The sequence below is a fragment of the Streptococcus sanguinis genome, assembly GCF_019929145.1.
GTDB classification, from domain to species: Bacteria; Bacillota; Bacilli; order Lactobacillales; family Streptococcaceae; genus Streptococcus; species Streptococcus sanguinis_U.
This window is the reverse complement of sequence record NZ_JAHZOW010000001.1, coordinates 1,151,747-1,170,965: the sequence shown is the minus strand read 5'-3', so window position 1 is coordinate 1,170,965 and position 19,219 is coordinate 1,151,747. Positions and strand designations below refer to the sequence as shown.

Below are 19,219 nucleotides of genomic sequence, written 5' to 3'. Positions count from 1 at the left end.
AAGGGAAAGGAGCAGCAAGATGGTTTATCTTATCATTGGGATTTTAATCCTCTTTTTCTACATTTTTGCTGTTCCATCCAGTATTAAAGGGACTGTTAATGCTGTGACCATGGTTTTACTGATTGTGGCCTTAATTATCTTATTTGGTTTAGGCATTTTTAAAATTTTCCAGTTGCCGGCTGAATATTTTGTAGGTTTCGGCCTATCCGTAGTGACCGTCTTGGCTTTGCGGGATATTAATCGTCTCAAGCCGCCTAAAAAATCAAAAAAGAATTTTGATGAAGAATAATAAATGAGCAAGAACTTAGAAGGTCGGATAGACGTTTTAAGCTCTTGTTCTTTTTCTTTTGTTGAATTATTTTTTACAAAAACAATAGGCTTATGTTACAAAATATTTCAAATTGATGAAAACATATCATTTTTTTCAAAACTTGCTAACAGTCGAAAATAAAAGACTCCTATGTCTTTTTTATTTTCACAAAAAAAGGTAAAATAGAATGAAGTATGAATGGAAGAGGTTGCTTATGAAAAAAATAGCAAATTTTGCCAATAAGAAGGTCTTGGTTCTGGGATTGGCCAAGTCGGGTGAGTCAGCTGCTCGCCTTTTAGATAAATTAGGAGCCATCGTGACAGTTAACGACGGTAAACCTTTCGAGGAAAATCCTGCTGCTCAATCCTTGCTAGAAGAAGGTATAAAAGTGGTGACAGGAGGCCATCCTTTGGAGTTATTGGACGAAGATTTTGAACTGATGGTGAAAAATCCAGGTATTCCCTATGACAATGCCATGGTCGTCCGAGCTTTGGAGAAGAAGATTCCAGTTATTACTGAAGTCGAGTTGGCTTATCTAATTTCTGAAGCACCGATTATTGGTATTACGGGTTCAAATGGTAAGACGACGACCACAACCATGATTGCGCAAGTCTTGACAGCTGGTGGTCAAAATGGTCTCTTGTCTGGTAATATCGGCTTTCCTGCTAGTCAGGTAGCCCAAACAGCCAGCAGCAAGGATACACTGGTCATGGAACTGTCTTCCTTCCAGTTGATGGGGATTGAGGCTTTTCATCCGCAAATCGCTGTTATTACCAACCTCATGCCGACTCATTTAGATTATCACGGATCTCTTGAGAACTATGCAGCTGCCAAGTGGAATATCCAGAAAAACATGACAGCTGATAATTATCTGGTTTTGAATTTCAATCAAGAATGGGCCAAGGAAATGGCTAGCCAGACTCAGGCTACTGTTGTGCCTTTTTCAACGACTGAAAAGGTGGATGGTGCCTATTTAGAGGGTGATGTCTTGACCTTCCGTGGAGAAGCGATTATGCAGGCGGCTGAAATCGGCGTTCCTGGCAGTCACAATGTTGAAAACGCTCTGGCTACGATTGCAGTAGCCAAGCTTCGTGGTATTGACAATCTGACGATTAAAGAAGTCTTGTCAGCTTTTGGGGGTGTTAAGCACCGTCTTCAGTATGTGGGGCAGGTAAATGAGGTTGCCTTTTACAATGACAGTAAGTCTACCAATATCTTGGCAACCCAGAAAGCCTTATCTGGTTTTGACAATAGCAAGGTGATTCTGATTGCAGGTGGCTTGGACCGTGGCAATGAATTTGACGAGCTAGTGCCTGACCTCAAAGGACTCAAGAAAATGGTTATCTTAGGACAATCGGCTGCACGTGTAAAGAGGGCGGCTGATCAGGCTGGTGTTTCTTATCTGGATGCGACTGATGTCCGGGATGCGGCTCATAAGGCCTTTGCTCAATCGGAGCCAGGAGACATTGTCTTGCTCAGTCCTGCCAATGCTAGCTGGGATATGTATAGTAATTTTGAAGTTCGTGGCGATGAGTTTCTCGCTGCATTTGAAGAATTAAAAGGTTAAAATGAAAAAGATTGTATTTACAGGCGGAGGAACGGTCGGGCATGTAACCCTCAACCTTCTCCTGATTCCAAAATTTATCAAAGAAGGCTGGCAGGTTCATTATATTGGCGATAAGCATGGTATTGAGTACCAGGAAATCCAAAAGTCTGGACTGGACGTGACCTTCCATTCGGTAGCTACGGGTAAGCTTCGCCGCTATTTTTCATGGCAGAATCTGCTGGATGGCTTTAAGGTTGTTTGGGGCATTTTCCAGTCGCTGGGTATTATGCTCAAGGTTCGGCCGCAGGCCCTCTTTTCTAAGGGAGGCTTCGTATCCGTTCCGCCCGTGATTGCAGCTCGGCTGTCCGGAGTGCCCGTCTATGTTCATGAGTCGGATCTATCCATTGGCTTGGCCAATAAAATCGCCTATAAGTGTGCGACCAAGATGTATGCAACCTTTGAGCAAAGCTCTAGTCTAACCAAGATTGAGCATGTCGGAGCTGTAACCAAGGTCGGCAGTCAAGAGTCAGTCCCACCGCAGGAACTAGAAGAAATTCGTCAGTATTTTGATAAGGAACTGCCAACCCTGCTTTTCGTCGGTGGTTCTGCAGGTGCTAAGGTCTTTAATGACTTTGTCAGCCAGAATCAAGCTGCACTGACCGAGCATTATAACATCATCAATCTGACAGGCGATGCAAGTTTGGATGTTTTGTCTGACCGTCTCTTTCGCAGAGCCTATGTGACCGAACTCTATCAGCCTTTGATGGACTTGGCAGATGTAGTGGTGACCCGTGGCGGTTCCAATACAATCTTTGAGCTCTTGGCCATGGCTAAGCTGAACATTATTGTTCCTCTGGGACGCGAAGCCAGCCGTGGTGATCAGATCGAAAATGCGGATTATTTTGTGAAAAAGGGATATGCCAAGCAATTGGCAGAGGAGCAGCTGGATATGAGCAATTTACAGGCAGCACTTGATGACCTTTTGGCGAACCAGGCTTCTTATCATCAAGCTATGAAAAATTCTCAGGAAATCAAGTCTGTAGATGAATTTTATGCTTTATTGAAAGCGGATATTGATAAAGGAAAGAAATGAGCAAGAAAAACAATGATGAGCCAAAGGAAGAGGTAAGTGAGCACCTCTCTGAATGGCAGAAACGAAATAAAGAATATCTTGAAAAGAAGGCTCAGGAAGAAGCAAGTAAACAGAAGGAGCTGGAAGAAGAGGAAGTAAAAGAAGCTGAAGCTGAGGACTCAATCGAAGGCGGAGAAATAGCTGAAGAGACGGAAGAAGACGACTCATCTTATGAAGAGGAAGAAACAGAATATTTGGAAGATGACTCATCTGAACCTGAGCTAGAGACCGAATTGGGCGAGAAAGAGCGCAAAAAACTGGAGAAACTTCAGAAAAAGGCAGAAAAAGAAGCTGCTAAGGTGCATATCTCGAGGATTCATATTTATCGAGCGCTGCCGGTTTTGCTGGGCAGTGGCTTGATTTTTCTCCTGTCAGTCTATTTTTTGACGCCACTGGCGACCATGAAGACAATCAAATTTTCAGGGAATCAAATGGTCAGTCAGGAAGATCTGCTCAAAAGCAGTAAGATTGATGAGAAGGACTATACTTTAACAACCTTTATCAATGGTGGCAATCATATCCGCAATATGAAAGCTTCTAGTCCTTGGATTAACAACTTGGAGATGGCTTATCAGTTTCCGATTACTTTTCAGGTAAAAGTCAAGGAGTACGGAGTTCTGGCCTATCTGCACGAGGGTGGCCAGTATTATCCTATTCTGACAAATGGGGAGATTATTTCGGAACCAACTGCTGCAAATTCTATGCCGGAAACCCATATTTCGATAGAATTTTCAGATAAAAAATTGATTAAAGAATTTGCTCTTCAAATTGAAAAGGTACCGGCTTCGGTTAAGAAAAATATTAAGATAGTTCAGCTGACCCCGAGCAAGGTGACACCGGATTTGGTTACGCTGACCATGCATGATGGCAATAAAATTTTGGTACCAATTTCACATATTGCCAAAAAACTGCCATATTACAAGGGAATCCAATCGCAGCTGGAAGAGGGTGTACCTAGTGTTGTAGATATGGAAGCAGGGATTTTTAGTTATGTTGAAGGAGCTCAAAACGAGTCGTCGTCTTCTGACGAAGAAAAGCAGAAAGCAGAAGAGGAATCGACGGGACAGCCAACAGAACAAGCGGCTGAGCAGGTGACAGAAAGTCAAGAACAAGAATCTGCAGAGCCACAAAATTCAACAGAAAACCCGGGAAATACCGAAAATCGCTAAATTATATGTAGAAAAACTGCGCATTTTCATTTTCTTTATGTTATAATAAAGCTTGGGTAACTCTAATTTTTAGCGTTATTAGTATAGACTGGAAACATGGAAGATAGAGAGGACTGGTGTAATGGCTAGAGACGGCTTTTTTACTGGATTAGATATAGGAACTAGCTCAATTAAAGTGTTGGTGGCAGAGCACATCAACGATGAAATGAATGTTATTGGAGTCAGCAACGCGAAAAGTGCTGGCGTTAAAGATGGAATTATTGTTGATATTGAGGCTGCTGCTGCTGCCATTAAGACAGCTATTTCTCAAGCAGAAGAAAAAGCAGGCATTTCAATTGGTTTAGTTAATGTCGGACTTCCGGCTAATCTCTTACAGATTGAGCCTACTCAGGGTATGATTCCTGTGACTAGTGATTCTAAGGAAATCACAGATACAGATGTAGAGAATGTTGTTAGATCTGCTCTGACTAAGAGTATGACTCCTGATCGCGAAGTGATTACTTTCATCCCAGAAGAGTTTGTAGTGGATGGTTTCCAAGGGATTCGTGACCCACGCGGTATGATGGGGATTCGCTTAGAAATGCGTGGTCTCCTCTACACTGGACCACGAACTATCCTGCATAACCTTCGTAAGACAGTTGAGCGCGCGGGAGTTCAGCTTGAGAACGTTATTATCTCCCCATTGGCTATGACTAAGTCAATCTTGAACGAAGGGGAACGTGAGTTTGGGGCAACTGTTATTGATATGGGTGGCGGTCAAACTACAGTGGCTTCTGTTAAAGGTCAAGAGCTTCAATATACGAATATATACCAAGAAGGTGGCGACTACGTAACTAAGGACATCTCCAAGGTTTTGAAGACTTCGCAAAAGTTAGCTGAAAGTCTCAAGTTTAACTATGGTTCTGCTTATGTTCCTGAAGCTGGGACAGAGTCTTTCCAAGTAGAAGTGATTGGAGAGATTGAGCCGGTTGAAGTAACTGAAAAGTATCTGGCTGAGATTATTTCTGCTCGTATCCAACACATTTTTGAGCAAATCAAACGCGATTTGGATAGAAGGCATCTCCTCGAGTTGCCAGGCGGCATTGTGATTATTGGTGGAGCAGCTATTCTTCCAGGAGTGGTTGAACTGGCTCAGGAAGTGTTTGGCGTGAATGTCAAGCTTTATGTGCCGAATCAAATCGGCATTCGCAATCCAGCCTTTGCACATGTTATCAGCCTGTCAGAGTATGCTGGAAACTTAACAGATGTGGATATGCTGGCTCAGGTTGCTGTTCATGGTGATGAGCAACTGCGCCACCGACCTGTATCCTTTGAGCGTCCTGCTCAGTCAGTACCACGCTTTGAACCTCAACCAGCTGATGAGATTCCTGAGGAGCCGGTCCAAGAAGTTCCAGTTGCCAGTGCTGATGTGCCAAACCAAGAACCGAAAACCGGTATTACAGATCGGATGCGCAACCTAATTGGCAAAATGTTTGATTAAGGAGAATACAGAGAATATGACATTTTCATTTGACGCTGCTGCTGCACAAGGCGCAGTAATTAAAGTTATTGGTGTCGGTGGAGGTGGCGGTAACGCCATCAACCGAATGATTGATGAAGGTGTTGCTGGTGTTGAATTCATCGCAGCAAATACAGATGTTCAAGCTCTTAGCAGTGCTAAAGCTGAAACAGTTATTCAGCTCGGTCCTAAGCTGACTCGCGGACTTGGTGCTGGTGGTCAGCCTGAAGTAGGCCGTAAGGCAGCTGAAGAAAGTGAAGAAGTCCTGACTGAAGCTCTGCAAGGAGCAGATATGGTCTTCATCACTGCTGGTATGGGTGGTGGATCTGGGACAGGTGCTGCTCCAGTGATTGCTCGTATCGCAAAAAATGTTGGCGCTCTGACTGTTGCTGTAGTTACACGTCCTTTCGGTTTTGAAGGAAGCAAGCGTGGAACCTTTGCAGTAGAAGGAATCAACGAACTTCGCGAGCATGTAGATACACTCTTGATTATTTCAAATAACAACTTGCTTGAAATTGTAGACAAGAAGACTCCGCTCCTTGAAGCACTCAGTGAAGCAGATAATGTTCTTCGCCAAGGTGTCCAAGGGATTACTGACTTGATTACCAGCCCAGGACTGATTAACCTTGACTTTGCCGACGTGAAAACAGTTATGGCAGACAAGGGTAATGCTTTGATGGGAATTGGTGTTGGTAGTGGTGAAGAACGTGTCATCGAAGCTGCTCGCAAAGCTATCTACTCACCTCTTTTAGAAACAACCATTGATGGCGCAGAGGACGTGATTGTCAACGTTACTGGTGGTCTAGATATGACCTTGATTGAAGCTGAAGAAGCTTCAGAAATTGTCAACCAAGCAGCAGGTCATGGTGTGAACATCTGGCTCGGTACTGCGATTGATGAGTCTATGAAGGATGAAATCCGCGTGACTGTTGTGGCTACTGGTGTCCGTCAGGATAAGGTTGAAAAGGTCAGCGGTATTCGTCAGACCCAGCAGCCTACTAGTCCAAGCCGTCCGCAGCAAGTTGAGCCAAATCGCGAAGTTCGCTCAGGACAGTTTGAACGAAACTTTGATATGACCGAAACAATTGATATTCCTGCTCCAACTCGTCAAAGAACGGATGCGCCTAAAGGTTCAGCCTTTGGTGATTGGGATCTTCGCCGCGAAGCGATTGTTCGTCAGGCTGAACCAAGTTCGTCAGCCCGCGTGGAACGCTATGCAGAAACTAATGAAGATGATGATGAATTGGAAACACCTCCATTCTTCAGAAATCGTTAATCTAAATCATGAATTTGCAGAATAATAAAGAGTTGGTCTTTCAATCCGTCGCTCAAGCGGCGGAGCAAGCCCATCGTTTGAAAGATTCAGTAAATATCATTGCAGTTACCAAATATGTTGACTGCGAAACAACTCAGGAGCTTGCACGTACAGGTATTCAGCATATCGGAGAAAATCGGGTAGATAAATTTCTAGATAAATACCATGCTCTGAAAGATGAGAATCTGACATGGCACCTGATCGGCAGTTTGCAGAGGAGAAAAGTCAAGGATGTGATTAACTATGTTGATTACTTTCACGCTTTAGATTCTGTAAAATTGGCCAAGGAGATTGACAAACGGGCTGAACATGTGATTAAATGTTTCCTGCAGTTGAATATTTCTAAAGAAGAGAGCAAGCATGGCTTTTTAGTTGAAGATCTTGAAGTTGTCCTGCCTGAACTTGAAAAATTAGAAAATGTTCAAATTGTGGGATTGATGACTATGGCTCCGTTTGAAGCTAGTCATGAGGAGCTGAACCAAATTTTTGAAAAGGCTCATCAACTACAAAAAGAATTAAAAAAGAAACAGTTAAATAATATGCCCTTTTCTGAATTAAGCATGGGAATGAGCCGTGATTATCCTGAAGCAATTGCCCATGGCTCGACCTATGTCAGAATTGGTACAGCATTTTTTAAATAGGAAAGAAATATGTCATTAAAAGATAGATTTGATAAATTTATAGATTATTTTACAGAAGATGGAGATGAGACTGAGGTTCAGGAGCAGACTGTCAGCAGACCTGCAGCGCCTGTTAAGCAGAAGCCTGAATTGGTTCAGCCTAAGCCAGTCAGAGAGAGCAAGCCAGCTCCTCGTCCGGCTGCTGCGGCGAAGCCACAGCCTAAACCACAGCCACAACAGAAATCTTCGACAGAGAATATTACCAGACTGCATGCACGTCAGCAGGAATTGGCTCAGCACCGTGCAAATGCGGATGAGAAGATTACGATTGATGTTCGCTATCCGAGGAGATATGAGGAAGCGACTGAAATTGTTGACCTGCTTTTGGCCAATGAAAGCATCCTGATTGACTTCCAGTATATGACTGAGGTACAGGCTCGTCGCTGTTTAGACTACCTAGACGGTGCGCGTTATGTCTTGGCTGGAAATTTGAAAAAAGTTGCAAGCACTATGTATTTGCTGACACCGATTAATGTAGTGGTAAATGTGGAAGATATCCGCTTGCCTAACGATGTTGAAATCAGCGAATTCGACTTTGATATGAAGCGCAGTAGATAAGAGATATGTTATATTTTGTAATTCGTGCCATCTCTAATCTTTTCGATCTTTATAGCATTGCCTTGATTGTCTATGCACTTCTGTCTTGGTTTCCAGGAGCCTATCAAACCAAATTCGGAGAGTTTCTAACACGAATTGTAGAACCGTATTTAAAACTTTTCCGCCGTCTTCCCTTGCAGTTTGCAGGGCTGGACTTTACCGTTTGGGTTGCAATTCTGGCTTTAAACCTTTTAAATCGTGTGGTCTTTTATTTAATAAGCGTCTTACTAATGTTATTATGATGAAAGATTTATATCAACATTTTTCGCATGAGGATCGAGAGTTTATTGATAGGAGTCTGGAGCTGCTTCAGCGGGTTCAAGATACCTATGCGTTTGAAACAACGTCTTTTCTGAATCCCCATCAGGTCTCAATCCTGAAGAATATTGGCAAGCAATATGATGTGCAAGTCTTTGCTAGTTCGGATTATTTTCCAAGTGAATTGGCAAGAGTTCTTGTGGCGCCTTCTTATTACCAACTGAATATGGATGATTTTGAATTGAGCTTGCTGGAAATTTCCTATGCAAGCAAATTTTATAAAATCAGTCATTCACAGATTATGGGCACTCTTCTCAATCAATTAGGGATTGAAAGACGGACCTTTGGCGATATTCTTGTGGTTGGAGACCGTGCTCAGCTCTTTGTAGATAAGAGACTGGCTCAGTATTTTATAGATCATGTCACTAAAGTAGCAAAGATGCCTGTTAGACTAAAGGAAGTTTCCTTTGCAGAGCAGCTGAAAGAGCAGAAGCAGGCTGTTACCAGAGAAATTTTAGCATCTAGCCTTCGCTTGGACAAGTTGGTAGCCAGCACCTTTAAGTTATCAAGAAGCCAGGCTGCTCAGCTGATTTCTGGCAAGCATGTGAAAATGAACTACGCTGTTAATGACAATCCCAGCCAGCAGGTCGGGCTTGAAGACTTAATTAGCGTTAGACGATTTGGAAGATTTAAGGTTTTAAGAGAAAATGGCCTTTCCAAGAATGGAAAACATAAGTTAACCGTTGAATTATTAGCTAGTAAATGAGGAGGAACTATGACACTTACAGCATTAGAAATTAAAGATAAATCCTTTGGAACCAAGTTTAGAGGCTATGATGTTGAAGAGGTAGATGAATTCCTTGACATCGTTGTCCGTGATTATGAGGACTTAGTTCGTGAAAACCACGAAAAAGAAGCAAAAATTCGTAATCTGGAAGAACGTCTGACATATTTTGATGAGATGAAAGACTCTCTCAGCCAGTCTGTCTTGATTGCTCAGGATACGGCTGAGCGCGTTAAAGTGGCTGCTAACGAGCGGTCTACGAATATTGTCCGTCAGGCAGAGCAGGATGCGCAGCATTTGTTGGATGGAGCTAAGTATAAGGCTGATGAAATTTTGCGTCAGGCAGCTGACAATGCTAAGAAAGTAGCCATTGAAACTGAAGAACTGAAAAATAAAACACGTGTCTTCCACCAACGCTTGAAATCAACCATTGAGAGCCAACTCAGTATTGTAAATTCATCTGAATGGGAAGAAATCCTGCGTCCGACAGCTACTTACCTGCAGACCAGCGATGAGGCCTTCAAGGAAGTTGTATCGGAGGTTCTGGGAGAAGAAGCAGTTGTCCGCGAGGAAGAGGTGGATGTGACTCGTCAATTTTCTCCAGAAGAAATGGCTGAGTTGCAAGAGCGCATTGAAGCTGCAAACCGAGAATTGGCTGCGACCCAAGCTTTTTCTCCGCTCAGCGATGAAGATATTGAAGCTCACGCAGCTGAGGAAAACTCAGAAGCTGATCATCACGATGATGATACAAATGGGGAACAAAAAGTTCCAGTAAATATTTTATAATTTTTAAAGAAGCTAAGATTGTAAAAACACAGGCCAAGCAAAATACTTTCAGCGAGCAGATGATGGTGAGAGATCTGCAGTCCATCTTGCTTGGGCTATCATTTTACAGAACTTTCGTCTGAAATCAGTAGGATGAGACGGCGGTCCACGTTACGGACAAAGAGGGGCAAGAGGAGCATCATGCTATTGTCTTGCCTAAACAAAGGTGGTACCGCGAATTTTCGTCCTTTTTGGAGAAGTTTGCGGTTTTTAATTTGTAATTTTAAAAATAAAGAGGAATACAATGAAACTGAAAGAAACACTTAATCTTGGGAAAACTGCTTTTCCTATGCGGGCCGGTCTTCCAAATAAGGAGCCAATTTGGCAGAAAGAATGGGATCAAGCTAAGCTGTATCAACGCCGTCAGGAACTGAATGAAGGCAAGCCACATTTTATCCTACATGATGGCCCTCCTTATGCTAACGGGAATATTCACGTCGGCCATGCTATGAACAAGATTTCCAAAGATATCATTGTTCGCTCAAAGTCTATGGCTGGCTACTATGCACCTTACATTCCAGGATGGGATACGCATGGTCTTCCAATCGAGCAGGTATTAGCAAAGCAAGGCGTTAAGCGTAAAGAGTTGGACTTGGTAGAATACCTCAACATGTGTCGGGACTATGCGCTTAGCCAAGTCGAAAAGCAAAAAGAGGACTTCAAGCGTTTGGGTGTTTCTGGTGACTGGGAAAATCCTTATGTAACCTTGACACCAGATTATGAAGCGGCTCAAATCCGTGTCTTTGGCGAAATGGCTAAGAAAGGCTACATTTACCGTGGTGCTAAGCCCGTTTACTGGTCTTGGTCTTCTGAGTCAGCTTTGGCTGAAGCGGAAATTGAATACCATGACTTGGTTTCCACCTCTCTCTACTATGCTAACCGCGTCAAAGATGGTAAAGGGGTACTAGACACAGATACTTACATCGTCGTATGGACAACGACTCCATTTACCATTACAGCCTCTCGCGGTTTGACTGTAGGAGCAGATATTGACTACGTTTTGGCCCAGCCAGCGGGAGAAAGTCGCAAGTTTATTGTAGCGTCTGAATTATTGAACAGCTTGTCCGAGAAATTTGGCTGGGCCGATGTTCAAATTTTGGCTACCTACCGTGGTCAAGAATTGAACCACATCGTGACAGTTCACCCATGGGATACCGCTGTAGATGAACTTGTTATCCTGGGTGACCACGTTACGACTGACTCTGGTACTGGTATTGTCCATACAGCTCCTGGTTTTGGTGAGGACGACTATAATGTCGGTGTAGCTAACGGCTTGGAAGTATTTGTCACAGTCAACGAGCGCGGTATCATGATGGAAAATGCTGGTCCAGACTTTGAAGGCCAGTTCTATGACAAAGTTGCGCCAACAGTTATTGAAAAGCTTGGTGACTTGCTCCTTGCTCAGGAAGAAATTTCTCACTCATATCCATTTGACTGGCGTACGAAAAAACCAATCATCTGGCGTGCAGTGCCGCAGTGGTTTGCATCTGTTTCTAAATTCCGCCAAGAAATCTTGGACGAAATTGAAAAGGTTAAATTCCATTCTGAATGGGGCAAGGTACGTCTCTACAATATGATTCGTGACCGTGGTGATTGGGTTATCTCTCGCCAGCGAGCTTGGGGTGTGCCGTTGCCAATCTTCTATGCTGAAGACGGAACGCCAATCATGACGGCCGAAACCATCGAACACGTAGCTCAACTCTTTGAGGAGCATGGCTCTATCGTCTGGTGGAAGCGTGAAGCCAAGGACCTCTTGCCAGAAGGATTTACTCATCCAGGTTCTCCAAACGGCGAATTTACCAAGGAAACGGACATCATGGACGTTTGGTTTGACTCAGGCTCATCATGGAATGGTGTAGTGGTAAACCGTCCGGAATTGACTTACCCAGCTGATCTTTATCTAGAAGGTTCAGACCAATACCGTGGTTGGTTCAACTCATCCCTCATCACTTCAGTTGCCAACCATGGCGTAGCTCCTTACAAACAAATCTTGTCACAAGGATTTGCCTTAGATGGTAAGGGTGAAAAGATGTCTAAATCACTTGGAAATACCATTGCTCCAAGCGATGTAGAAAAACAATTTGGTGCGGAAATCTTGCGTCTCTGGGTAACCAGTGTTGATTCTAGCAACGACGTTCGCATCTCTATGGATATCTTGAGCCAAGTTTCTGAAACCTACCGTAAGATTCGGAATACCTTGCGTTTCTTGATTGCCAATACCTCTGACTTTAATCCCGTTGAGGATGCTGTAGCTTACGAAGAGCTTCGCTCCGTTGATAAGTACATGACTATCCGCTTCAATCAATTAGTAGAGACTATTCGCAAGGCTTATGCGGATTTTGAGTTTCTGACTATTTATAAAGCGATTGTCAACTTTGTGACCGTTGACTTGTCTGCTTTCTATCTGGACTTTGCCAAAGATGTCGTCTATATCGAAGCCGCTAAATCATTGGAACGTCGTCAGATGCAGACTGTTTTCTATGATGTTTTGGTCAAGATTACCAAGCTGTTGACGCCAATTCTGCCACACACAGCAGAAGAGATTTGGTCTTATCTGGAGCATGAAGAGGAAGAATTTGTTCAGTTATCCGAATTGCCAGAAGCTCTGACTTTCCCAAATCAAGAAGAAATCTTGGACACTTGGTCTGCTTTTATGGACTTCCGCAGTCAGGCTCAGAAAGCCTTGGAAGAAGCCCGCAATGAAAAGGTTATCGGAAAATCGCTGGAAGCGCACCTGACTGTCTATCCGAATGAAGTCATCAAGACCTTGCTGGAAGCAGTTAACAGCGATGTGGCCCAGCTCCTCATCGTTTCTCAATTAACGATTGCTGAAGGACCTGCTCCAGAAGGCGCTCTAGTCTTTGAAGATGTAGCTTTTGTCGTAGAGCATGCGCAGGGACAAGTCTGTGATCGCTGCCGTCGCATTGATACAACAGTTCAAGAGCGCAGTTATCAAGCTCTTGTCTGTGACCACTGTGCAGAAATTTTAGAAGAAAACTTTGCTCAAGCTGTCGTAGAAGGCTTTGAGAGCAAGTAAGTTTTCCAAAATAAAAAATGGCTTTGCCCTTTAGTGGTAAGCCATTTTTTAGATAGATTGATTTTAAAATTTGTTAAATTAAAACTAAATTAGAAAAACAAATAGTTGCATTTGCAACTGTTTTCTGTTATACTAGTCATAACTTAGGTGTGTCTATTTTAGCCAAAATATTTTGGAGCTGAAAGAGCTCAGAGGAAGTTAGTTGCTGCAGAGCCTGACTGGCGTAGGTGTTTTCAAAGCCAATCAGTTGGTCGTAGAGTTTGAGAGCCTGACTGCTAGGATAGAGCTCTTTGAACTTCTTATTTTGAGCTTTGGTCTTCTTGATAATCAAGCCTCTATCTTCCAGCTTTCCTAGAGAACGGCTGAGAGTAGTCTTGTCAATCTGCACCAGTTCTGCCAGTTGTGACTGGCTGAGACCTTCGTTTTCGACGATACGAATGAGTAGTAGAAATAAATTATTGTCTAGGCAGTAGTTACTGGCTTTCTGATTCATTTTCATCATGGCTTGTCTAGAAATAAAGCCCATTTGCCGGAAAAGTTGACGATAATCCATAGGAACTCCTTGATAGTTGCGTTTGCACTTATTATACATTAAAAAGTTAGAGGAAACAAGTATGTGGTCTAGGAAAAAATTAACAGAGCTGAACTCGATAGAATTTTATCAAATCTTAAAACTTCGCATTGACACCTTTGTGGTGGAGCAGGAGCGCATTTATCATGAGCTGGATGAGAAGGACCTAGAAGCAGTGCATGTTTACCATGCTAATAAACAAGGGGAAATTGATGCTTATGCCCGTGTCTTTGAAGAGGGAGAGCATTTGGTCTTTGGTCGAGTAGTCACAGCTCAGTCTGCACGAGGACAGGGCTTAGGAGGACAGCTTATCAGAGAAATCTTGCAATTATGTGCTGAGAAATGGCCAGGAAAGGAAATTGAAATAGAGGCTCAGGTTCAGGTGGCTGCTCTCTATGAAAAGTATGGCTTCAAATCAGTTGGCCAACCTTTTATTTTTGAATCGACACCTCACATTACCATGATCTATAAACAATAAAAAAACTAAGGCGATTGCCTTAGTTTTTACTGTTTCACAGGAATGGAAATTTCGATTAGATTATTAGCGTAAATCGTGCGGATAGCAGCTCTATCAATAGCATTTGCATCAATTTTTCTCTTCAAGAAAAATTCTCTGATTTTTTCGATTTCCTGTTCGCGTACAGCACGGTGCATGTTTGAAATCAAAATTTCATAGTGAAGAGGAGCTTGTGTAAAAACAACATCGCTGTTTCCAGCAGAATAAACTTCGACTAATATCGCATCGGTGCTTTCCAATTGGCTTTTGACAAGGTCAGCATGACTGTTTGTTGTATTAATAAGCTTCATACGATTTCCTCCTGCTTTATACCTGCTATTATTATAACATGTTTGCTATGAATTGTGAATGATTTCTTTAAGCTTTAAGTGTATTTTTCCAGGCTTGGATACCCCATTTATGGCTGCCGCGTTTTAGTGTTTCAATAGCTTCTTCGACTGGGAACCAGGCAAGCTGGTTGAAATCTTCCAGCGGTTTTTGGACTTCTTGGAAAGAGGTGACCTCATACAGGTAGGCCGGGTTGTAGAAATGGGTGTCGCGATGGCGGGAGTAAAAATATTCATCAGCTTGTCCAAGATAGCGTCCAAGCTGGGCCGTGAATCCAAGTTCTTCCATCAGCTCGCGTTCAAGCGCAGTCTGATGGTTTTCCCCCTCTTCAATCTCTCCACCGGGCAGAAACCAAGCCCCGTTAGGTGCCTGAACCAAAATAATCTTTTCTTTCTTTTCGTCTGGGATAACGGCATAGACTCCGTAGCGGGTCACATATTCTACATTTGCTTCCTTTTCACCAAAGGTTGGATTTGTCATTCTAATATCCTCAATCTCTAGTCAGTTTACTATCTATCATAATGGACTAAGGACCAGCTGTCAAGAATTTACTCGGTTTATTGGACAGAAAAAGAATGATAGTCCTTGAAAGAAATCCCCTTCAAATAATAAATTCCTTCCTCCGACCGTTTAGAAAACTCTTCTTTATAGGAATGGTAAAACATTTTTAGAAGAAATTGTTATAATAGGAGCGAGGTGGTTTTATGACAGAAAGCAGACTTTTTAAAATCCTATATCTTCTTTTAGAGCAGGGCCGCACAACAGCTCCCGAATTGGCCTCACTATTTGAAGTATCCATTCGGACCATCTATCGAGATGTGGACAAGCTGAGTTTGGCAGGAATCCCTATCTATTGCAACCCAGGCAAGGGCGGGGGTATTTTTCTGATGAAGGATTTTGTCTTAGACAAGGCCTTATTTTCAGAGTCTGAGAGGGATGAGCTATTAGCTGCTCTTCAAGGATTGCAGATTTTAACAGATGGCGAGCAAGTAGAGACCCTGTCTAAGCTACAGTCCTTGTTTCAAGTTCAGGCAACTTCCTGGCTGGAGGTGGATTTCACTGACTGGCGCAAAAAAGCAGATCAGAAAGAACTGTTTGATACGATTAAGCAGGCAATCTTGCAAAGAAGAGTCTTGTCTTTTTCTTATTTGAATGGGCGGGGAGAAAGAGAGCAGCGCAAGATAGAGGCGCTGAAGTTAGTATTTAAAAGCCAAAACTGGTATGTTGCTAGCTTTTGTCGCTTAAGACAAGCTCCGCGCTTTTTTAAACTCAGCAGAATGAGAGACTGTCAGATGTTAGAGGAACGATTTAAGCAGAGAGTCTTGGATGAGAAATTTAGTCCTGAGGAGTGGCTAGGAGATACTGTAAAAGTCCTCTTGAAATTTGACCGGAAGTATGCCTTTCGGGTGTACGAGGAGTTTTCAGAAGCAGAGATAGAGGAGACTGAGGGGAGCCTTTATGTCCAAACGCATTTGCCGAGTCACGATAGTCTTTATACCTACTTGCTATCCTTTTTGGAGGGAGTTGAAATCATGGAGCCGCCTCGATTACGGGAAGAATTCAAAGAAAAGTTAAAAGCTATTGCCGATATTTATAAAAGCTGACAGAGGTTGTCAGCTTTTCTTTGCTATACTGTTTGTAGTAAAGAAAGGAGGGCTCTCTCATGAAATATGAATGGAGAAAAGCCAATCGAGAATTCTATCAAATCAAGTCTGCACCCTGTCTCATAGATGTTCCTGCCCAGTCTTTTATCATGATTGACGGCAAGGGCAATCCTAATGCTGCTGACTTTTCGGAACGAGTTGGTACTCTGTACAGTTTAGCCTATGCTATCAAAATGAACTACAAAAAGACAGCGGCCGAGCAAGAATTTACTGATTTTACAGTTTATCCCTTGGAAGGGATTTGGCAGCAAGAGCAAGTAGGAGAACTGATTAAAGAAGAATTGATTTATACCATTATGATTGGGCAGCCGGACTTTATCACTGAAGAGATGGTGAAAAAGGCTCTGGAACAAGTCCGTGTCAAAAAGCCTAATCCTCTCTATGATGAGATTCGCTTTGAAGAAATGACGGAAGGAGTGTGTGTCGCCATGCTGCACCTAGGACCTTTTGACGAAGAACCTCAATCCTTTGCTAAAATGGATGCCTTTTGCCAGAGTCACCAGCTGACACGGATTTCACACACTCATAGGGAAATCTATCTCAATAATCTGAATCGGACAGACCCTAGCAAGCTGAAAACAATTCTGCGCTACAAGGTTCAGAAGGATCAATAAAGAAATAGAGCAGAAAACTAATTGTTTTCTGCTCTATTTTGTCGAAAATTATTTTTCTTCTTGTGATGAATGAACGGACTCTGTGCTTTCAGTTTTCTTGGCTGACTTGATGAGAATCTTGCCATTGCTGGTCATGATAGCTTTAAGCTCTTTTTCGCTTGGATTTTCTAGATAGAAGTCAGTAATAGCATCTTCGATATGGTCCTGAATGGTACGGCGCAATGGGCGAGCGCCCATTTTTGGATCGTAGCCCAGATCGACCAATTTTTCCTTGACCTTCTCCGTAACATCCAGATGAATGTCGTTGGTTGCCAAACGTTGATTGACATCGTCCAGCATCAGGTTGACGATTTGCAGCAGATTGTCCTTGCTGAGCGCCTGGAATTCGATAATGCCGTCAAAGCGGTTCATAAACTCAGGACTGAAGAAGTTCCCTAATTCACCCAAAACGGAGTTAGTGCGGCCTTCACGCGCTGCCCCAAAGCCAACGCTGGCTTCAGCTTTGCCGGTTCCGGCATTGGATGTCATGATGATAATGGTGTCCTTGAAGCTGACAGTTCGGCCTTGGCCATCAGTCAGGCGGCCATCATCTAGAACCTGCAGGAACATGTGCATCACATCGGGATGGGCCTTTTCCACCTCATCCAGCAGAATGAGTGAGTATGGATTGCGGCGGACGCGCTCAGTCAATTGACCAGCTTCATCATAGCCGACATAGCCCGGAGGAGCACCGACCAGCTTAGCCACGCTGTGTTTCTCCATGTATTCACTCATATCAAAGCGAATCATACTGTCAGCCGAGCCAAAGAGCTCAATGGCTAGTTGCTTAGACAGTTCAGTCTTACCGACACCAGTAGGTCCGACAAAGAGGAAGCTGCCGATTGGGCGATTAGGGCTTCCTAGTCCGACTCGGTTCCGGCGGATGGCCTTTGCAATCTTATCCACAGCATCGTCTTGACCGATGACATGAGCCTTTAAGTCACTGGCAAGATTGACTAGTTGAGACTGTTCCTTTTCTTTGAGGTCGCCAACTGGAATATTGGTCTTTTGCTCTACAATGTGCTCAATCGTTTTCTCGCTGATAATCGGAGTATCCTTGTCTAGTACACTTGTCTGCTGGAGTTCCTTGTACTTGGCAATCTGGTCGCGGAAGTAAGCTGCTTTCTCGAAATCTTCGTCACGGGTTGCTTGAGCCTTGAGGTTTTCTGCTTCAATCAGACGTTGGTCAATGACCTTGGGATCAACAAAGTTGAGGGTCAGATTCATCTTGGATCCGGCCTCATCCAAGAGGTCAATAGCCTTGTCTGGCAAGAAGCGATCTTGGATGTAGCGGTTGGAGAGAAGCGCAGCAGCTTCAATGGCCGCATCTGTGTACTTGACATGATGGTAGTCTTCGTATTTTTTCTGAATCCCTTTGAGGATGATAACCGTTTCTTCAACAGTCGGCTCGTCTACCTTAACGGGCTGCATACGGCGCTCCAGTGCAGCATCCTTCTCAATAATACGATATTCGTTGAGGGTAGTTGCTCCGACCATCTGGAGTTCTCCGCGAGCCAGAGCTGGTTTGAGGATGTTCCCAGCGTCCATATTGCCATCGCCAGCAGAGCCTGCTCCGACAATTTCATGGATTTCATCAATAAAGAGAATGACATCCTGACGAGAACGAATCTCATCTATAAGCTTCTGCATTCTCTCCTCAAATTGGCCACGTATACCAGTTCCCTGTACTAAGCTGACAACGTCTAGGCGGATAACTTCCTTGCCTTGGAGTTTATGAGGTACATCACCATCAACAATCTTCTGGGCCAAGCCTTCAACCACGGCTGTTTTTCCGACTCCTGGCTCTCCTATGAGAACAGGATTGTTTTTGGTGCGGCGGTTGAGGATTTCAATGACACGGACGATTTCTTCATCACGGCCAATAACAGGATCAATCTCGCCTCGCCGAGCCAACTCAGTCACGTTGATACCAAACTCTTCCAGTAGGCCTTTTGGCTTTTGCGGACTTGGCTGAGGCTGGCCACCTTTGCTTGGATTAGAGCCGTAGCCGCCACCGCCCCCATAGGCTCCGCCAGATTGGGTAGGCGGGGTAGTTGGTTCCTGAGGCTGTTGGAAATTGCTGAGGCTGTTGAAAAAGTCATCGATAGGATCTGTTCCGTGATTGTTGGCATTAGCAATTCCGCCGAACAAGGAATGTTCAGGGTCTGTTTTCATGATTTGGTAGCAGTTTTGACACAAATCCACCTGCTGTTTATGGCCATTTACATTGGTATAAAGGTGAATCGTAGATTCGTTGATTTTACAATTTTGGCAAAGCATGCAGATACCTCTTTTCTTTTAGTGTGCAAGCTATTTATAGGAATGATTAAAGGTCA

General features: G+C 43.5%; 19 protein-coding genes. 15 read left to right on the top strand and 4 right to left on the bottom strand.

What is annotated here, in order from left to right:
• Positions 1 to 19: 19 nt before the first annotated feature.
• From K1I94_RS05540 to ileS, 12 genes are all read left to right on the top strand, one after another.
• Positions 20 to 289, top strand: a complete 270-nt coding sequence (locus tag K1I94_RS05540; RefSeq protein ID WP_002898040.1) for a DUF3165 family protein — start codon at positions 20 to 22, stop codon at positions 287 to 289.
• Positions 290 to 524: 235 nt separating this feature from the next.
• Positions 525 to 1,877 (top strand): UDP-N-acetylmuramoyl-L-alanine--D-glutamate ligase, encoded by a 1,353-nt coding sequence (gene murD / locus K1I94_RS05535; RefSeq protein ID WP_223314671.1) that lies wholly within the window; start codon positions 525 to 527, stop codon positions 1,875 to 1,877.
• A 1-nt stretch (position 1,878) separates the two neighbouring features.
• Entirely contained in the window at positions 1,879 to 2,949 is a 1,071-nt protein-coding gene (locus K1I94_RS05530; protein WP_223314670.1) for a UDP-N-acetylglucosamine--N-acetylmuramyl-(pentapeptide) pyrophosphoryl-undecaprenol N-acetylglucosamine transferase, read from the top strand.
• Positions 2,946 to 4,157, top strand: a complete 1,212-nt coding sequence (locus K1I94_RS05525; RefSeq protein ID WP_002904043.1) for a cell division protein FtsQ/DivIB — start codon at positions 2,946 to 2,948, stop codon at positions 4,155 to 4,157. Before K1I94_RS05530 ends, K1I94_RS05525 begins: the two co-directional genes overlap by 4 nt.
• Before the next feature lie 121 nt (positions 4,158 to 4,278).
• Entirely contained in the window at positions 4,279 to 5,637 is a 1,359-nt protein-coding gene (gene ftsA / locus K1I94_RS05520; protein ID WP_002896169.1) for a cell division protein FtsA, read from the top strand.
• A 16-nt stretch (positions 5,638 to 5,653) separates the two neighbouring features.
• Positions 5,654 to 6,931, top strand: coding sequence for a cell division protein FtsZ (gene ftsZ, locus K1I94_RS05515; RefSeq protein WP_032916021.1), 1,278 nt, complete (start codon positions 5,654 to 5,656; stop codon positions 6,929 to 6,931).
• Positions 6,932 to 6,939: 8 nt separating this feature from the next.
• A complete protein-coding gene (locus K1I94_RS05510) occupies positions 6,940 to 7,611 on the top strand; it encodes a YggS family pyridoxal phosphate-dependent enzyme (protein WP_002907044.1) in 672 nt (223 codons plus the stop codon).
• Between the two features lie 9 nt (positions 7,612 to 7,620).
• Positions 7,621 to 8,208 carry a cell division protein SepF gene (locus K1I94_RS05505; RefSeq protein WP_002904047.1) on the top strand — a complete coding sequence of 196 codons (588 nt, stop codon included), beginning with the start codon at positions 7,621 to 7,623 and terminating at the stop codon, positions 8,206 to 8,208.
• A gap of 5 nt (positions 8,209 to 8,213) precedes the next feature.
• Complete coding sequence (locus K1I94_RS05500; protein ID WP_002896162.1) at positions 8,214 to 8,489, top strand: YggT family protein; 276 nt, start codon at positions 8,214 to 8,216, stop codon at positions 8,487 to 8,489.
• A complete protein-coding gene (locus K1I94_RS05495) occupies positions 8,486 to 9,271 on the top strand; it encodes a YlmH family RNA-binding protein (RefSeq protein WP_223314669.1) in 786 nt (261 codons plus the stop codon). Before K1I94_RS05500 ends, K1I94_RS05495 begins: the two co-directional genes overlap by 4 nt.
• A gap of 9 nt (positions 9,272 to 9,280) precedes the next feature.
• Entirely contained in the window at positions 9,281 to 10,075 is a 795-nt protein-coding gene (locus tag K1I94_RS05490) for a DivIVA domain-containing protein (RefSeq protein ID WP_002898030.1), read from the top strand.
• A gap of 283 nt (positions 10,076 to 10,358) precedes the next feature.
• Positions 10,359 to 13,151 carry an isoleucine--tRNA ligase gene (gene ileS / locus K1I94_RS05485; protein WP_223314668.1) on the top strand — a complete coding sequence of 931 codons (2,793 nt, stop codon included), beginning with the start codon at positions 10,359 to 10,361 and terminating at the stop codon, positions 13,149 to 13,151.
• 136 nt (positions 13,152 to 13,287) lie between these two features.
• Here the strand turns inward: ileS and K1I94_RS05480 are convergent, their stop codons facing one another.
• Complete coding sequence (locus K1I94_RS05480) at positions 13,288 to 13,743, bottom strand: MarR family winged helix-turn-helix transcriptional regulator (RefSeq protein ID WP_223314667.1); 456 nt, start codon at positions 13,741 to 13,743, stop codon at positions 13,288 to 13,290.
• 22 nt (positions 13,744 to 13,765) lie between these two features.
• Here K1I94_RS05480 and K1I94_RS05475 point away from each other — a divergent pair, with 22 nt between their 5' ends.
• Positions 13,766 to 14,200, top strand: a complete 435-nt coding sequence (locus K1I94_RS05475) for a GNAT family N-acetyltransferase (RefSeq protein WP_002910315.1) — start codon at positions 13,766 to 13,768, stop codon at positions 14,198 to 14,200.
• A 26-nt stretch (positions 14,201 to 14,226) separates the two neighbouring features.
• Here the strand turns inward: K1I94_RS05475 and K1I94_RS05470 are convergent, their stop codons facing one another.
• Positions 14,227 to 14,529, bottom strand: coding sequence for a DUF1827 family protein (locus K1I94_RS05470; protein ID WP_002896152.1), 303 nt, complete (start codon positions 14,527 to 14,529; stop codon positions 14,227 to 14,229).
• Between the two features lie 67 nt (positions 14,530 to 14,596).
• Positions 14,597 to 15,046, bottom strand: coding sequence for an NUDIX hydrolase (locus K1I94_RS05465; RefSeq protein ID WP_002896150.1), 450 nt, complete (start codon positions 15,044 to 15,046; stop codon positions 14,597 to 14,599).
• Between the two features lie 224 nt (positions 15,047 to 15,270).
• On the opposite strand from K1I94_RS05465, the gene K1I94_RS05460 reads away from it, so the two are divergent.
• The gene (locus K1I94_RS05460) at positions 15,271 to 16,170 is read left to right on the top strand and encodes a helix-turn-helix transcriptional regulator (protein WP_223314666.1); all 900 of its coding nucleotides are present in this window, start codon (positions 15,271 to 15,273) and stop codon (positions 16,168 to 16,170) included.
• 59 nt (positions 16,171 to 16,229) lie between these two features.
• Entirely contained in the window at positions 16,230 to 16,844 is a 615-nt protein-coding gene (locus K1I94_RS05455; RefSeq protein WP_223314665.1) for a GyrI-like domain-containing protein, read from the top strand.
• 48 nt (positions 16,845 to 16,892) lie between these two features.
• On the opposite strand, the gene K1I94_RS05450 is transcribed toward K1I94_RS05455, so the two are convergent.
• On the bottom strand, positions 16,893 to 19,163 hold the full coding sequence (locus tag K1I94_RS05450; RefSeq protein WP_223314664.1) for an ATP-dependent Clp protease ATP-binding subunit: 2,271 nt from the start codon (positions 19,161 to 19,163) through the stop codon (positions 16,893 to 16,895).
• Positions 19,164 to 19,219 lie beyond the last annotated feature (56 nt).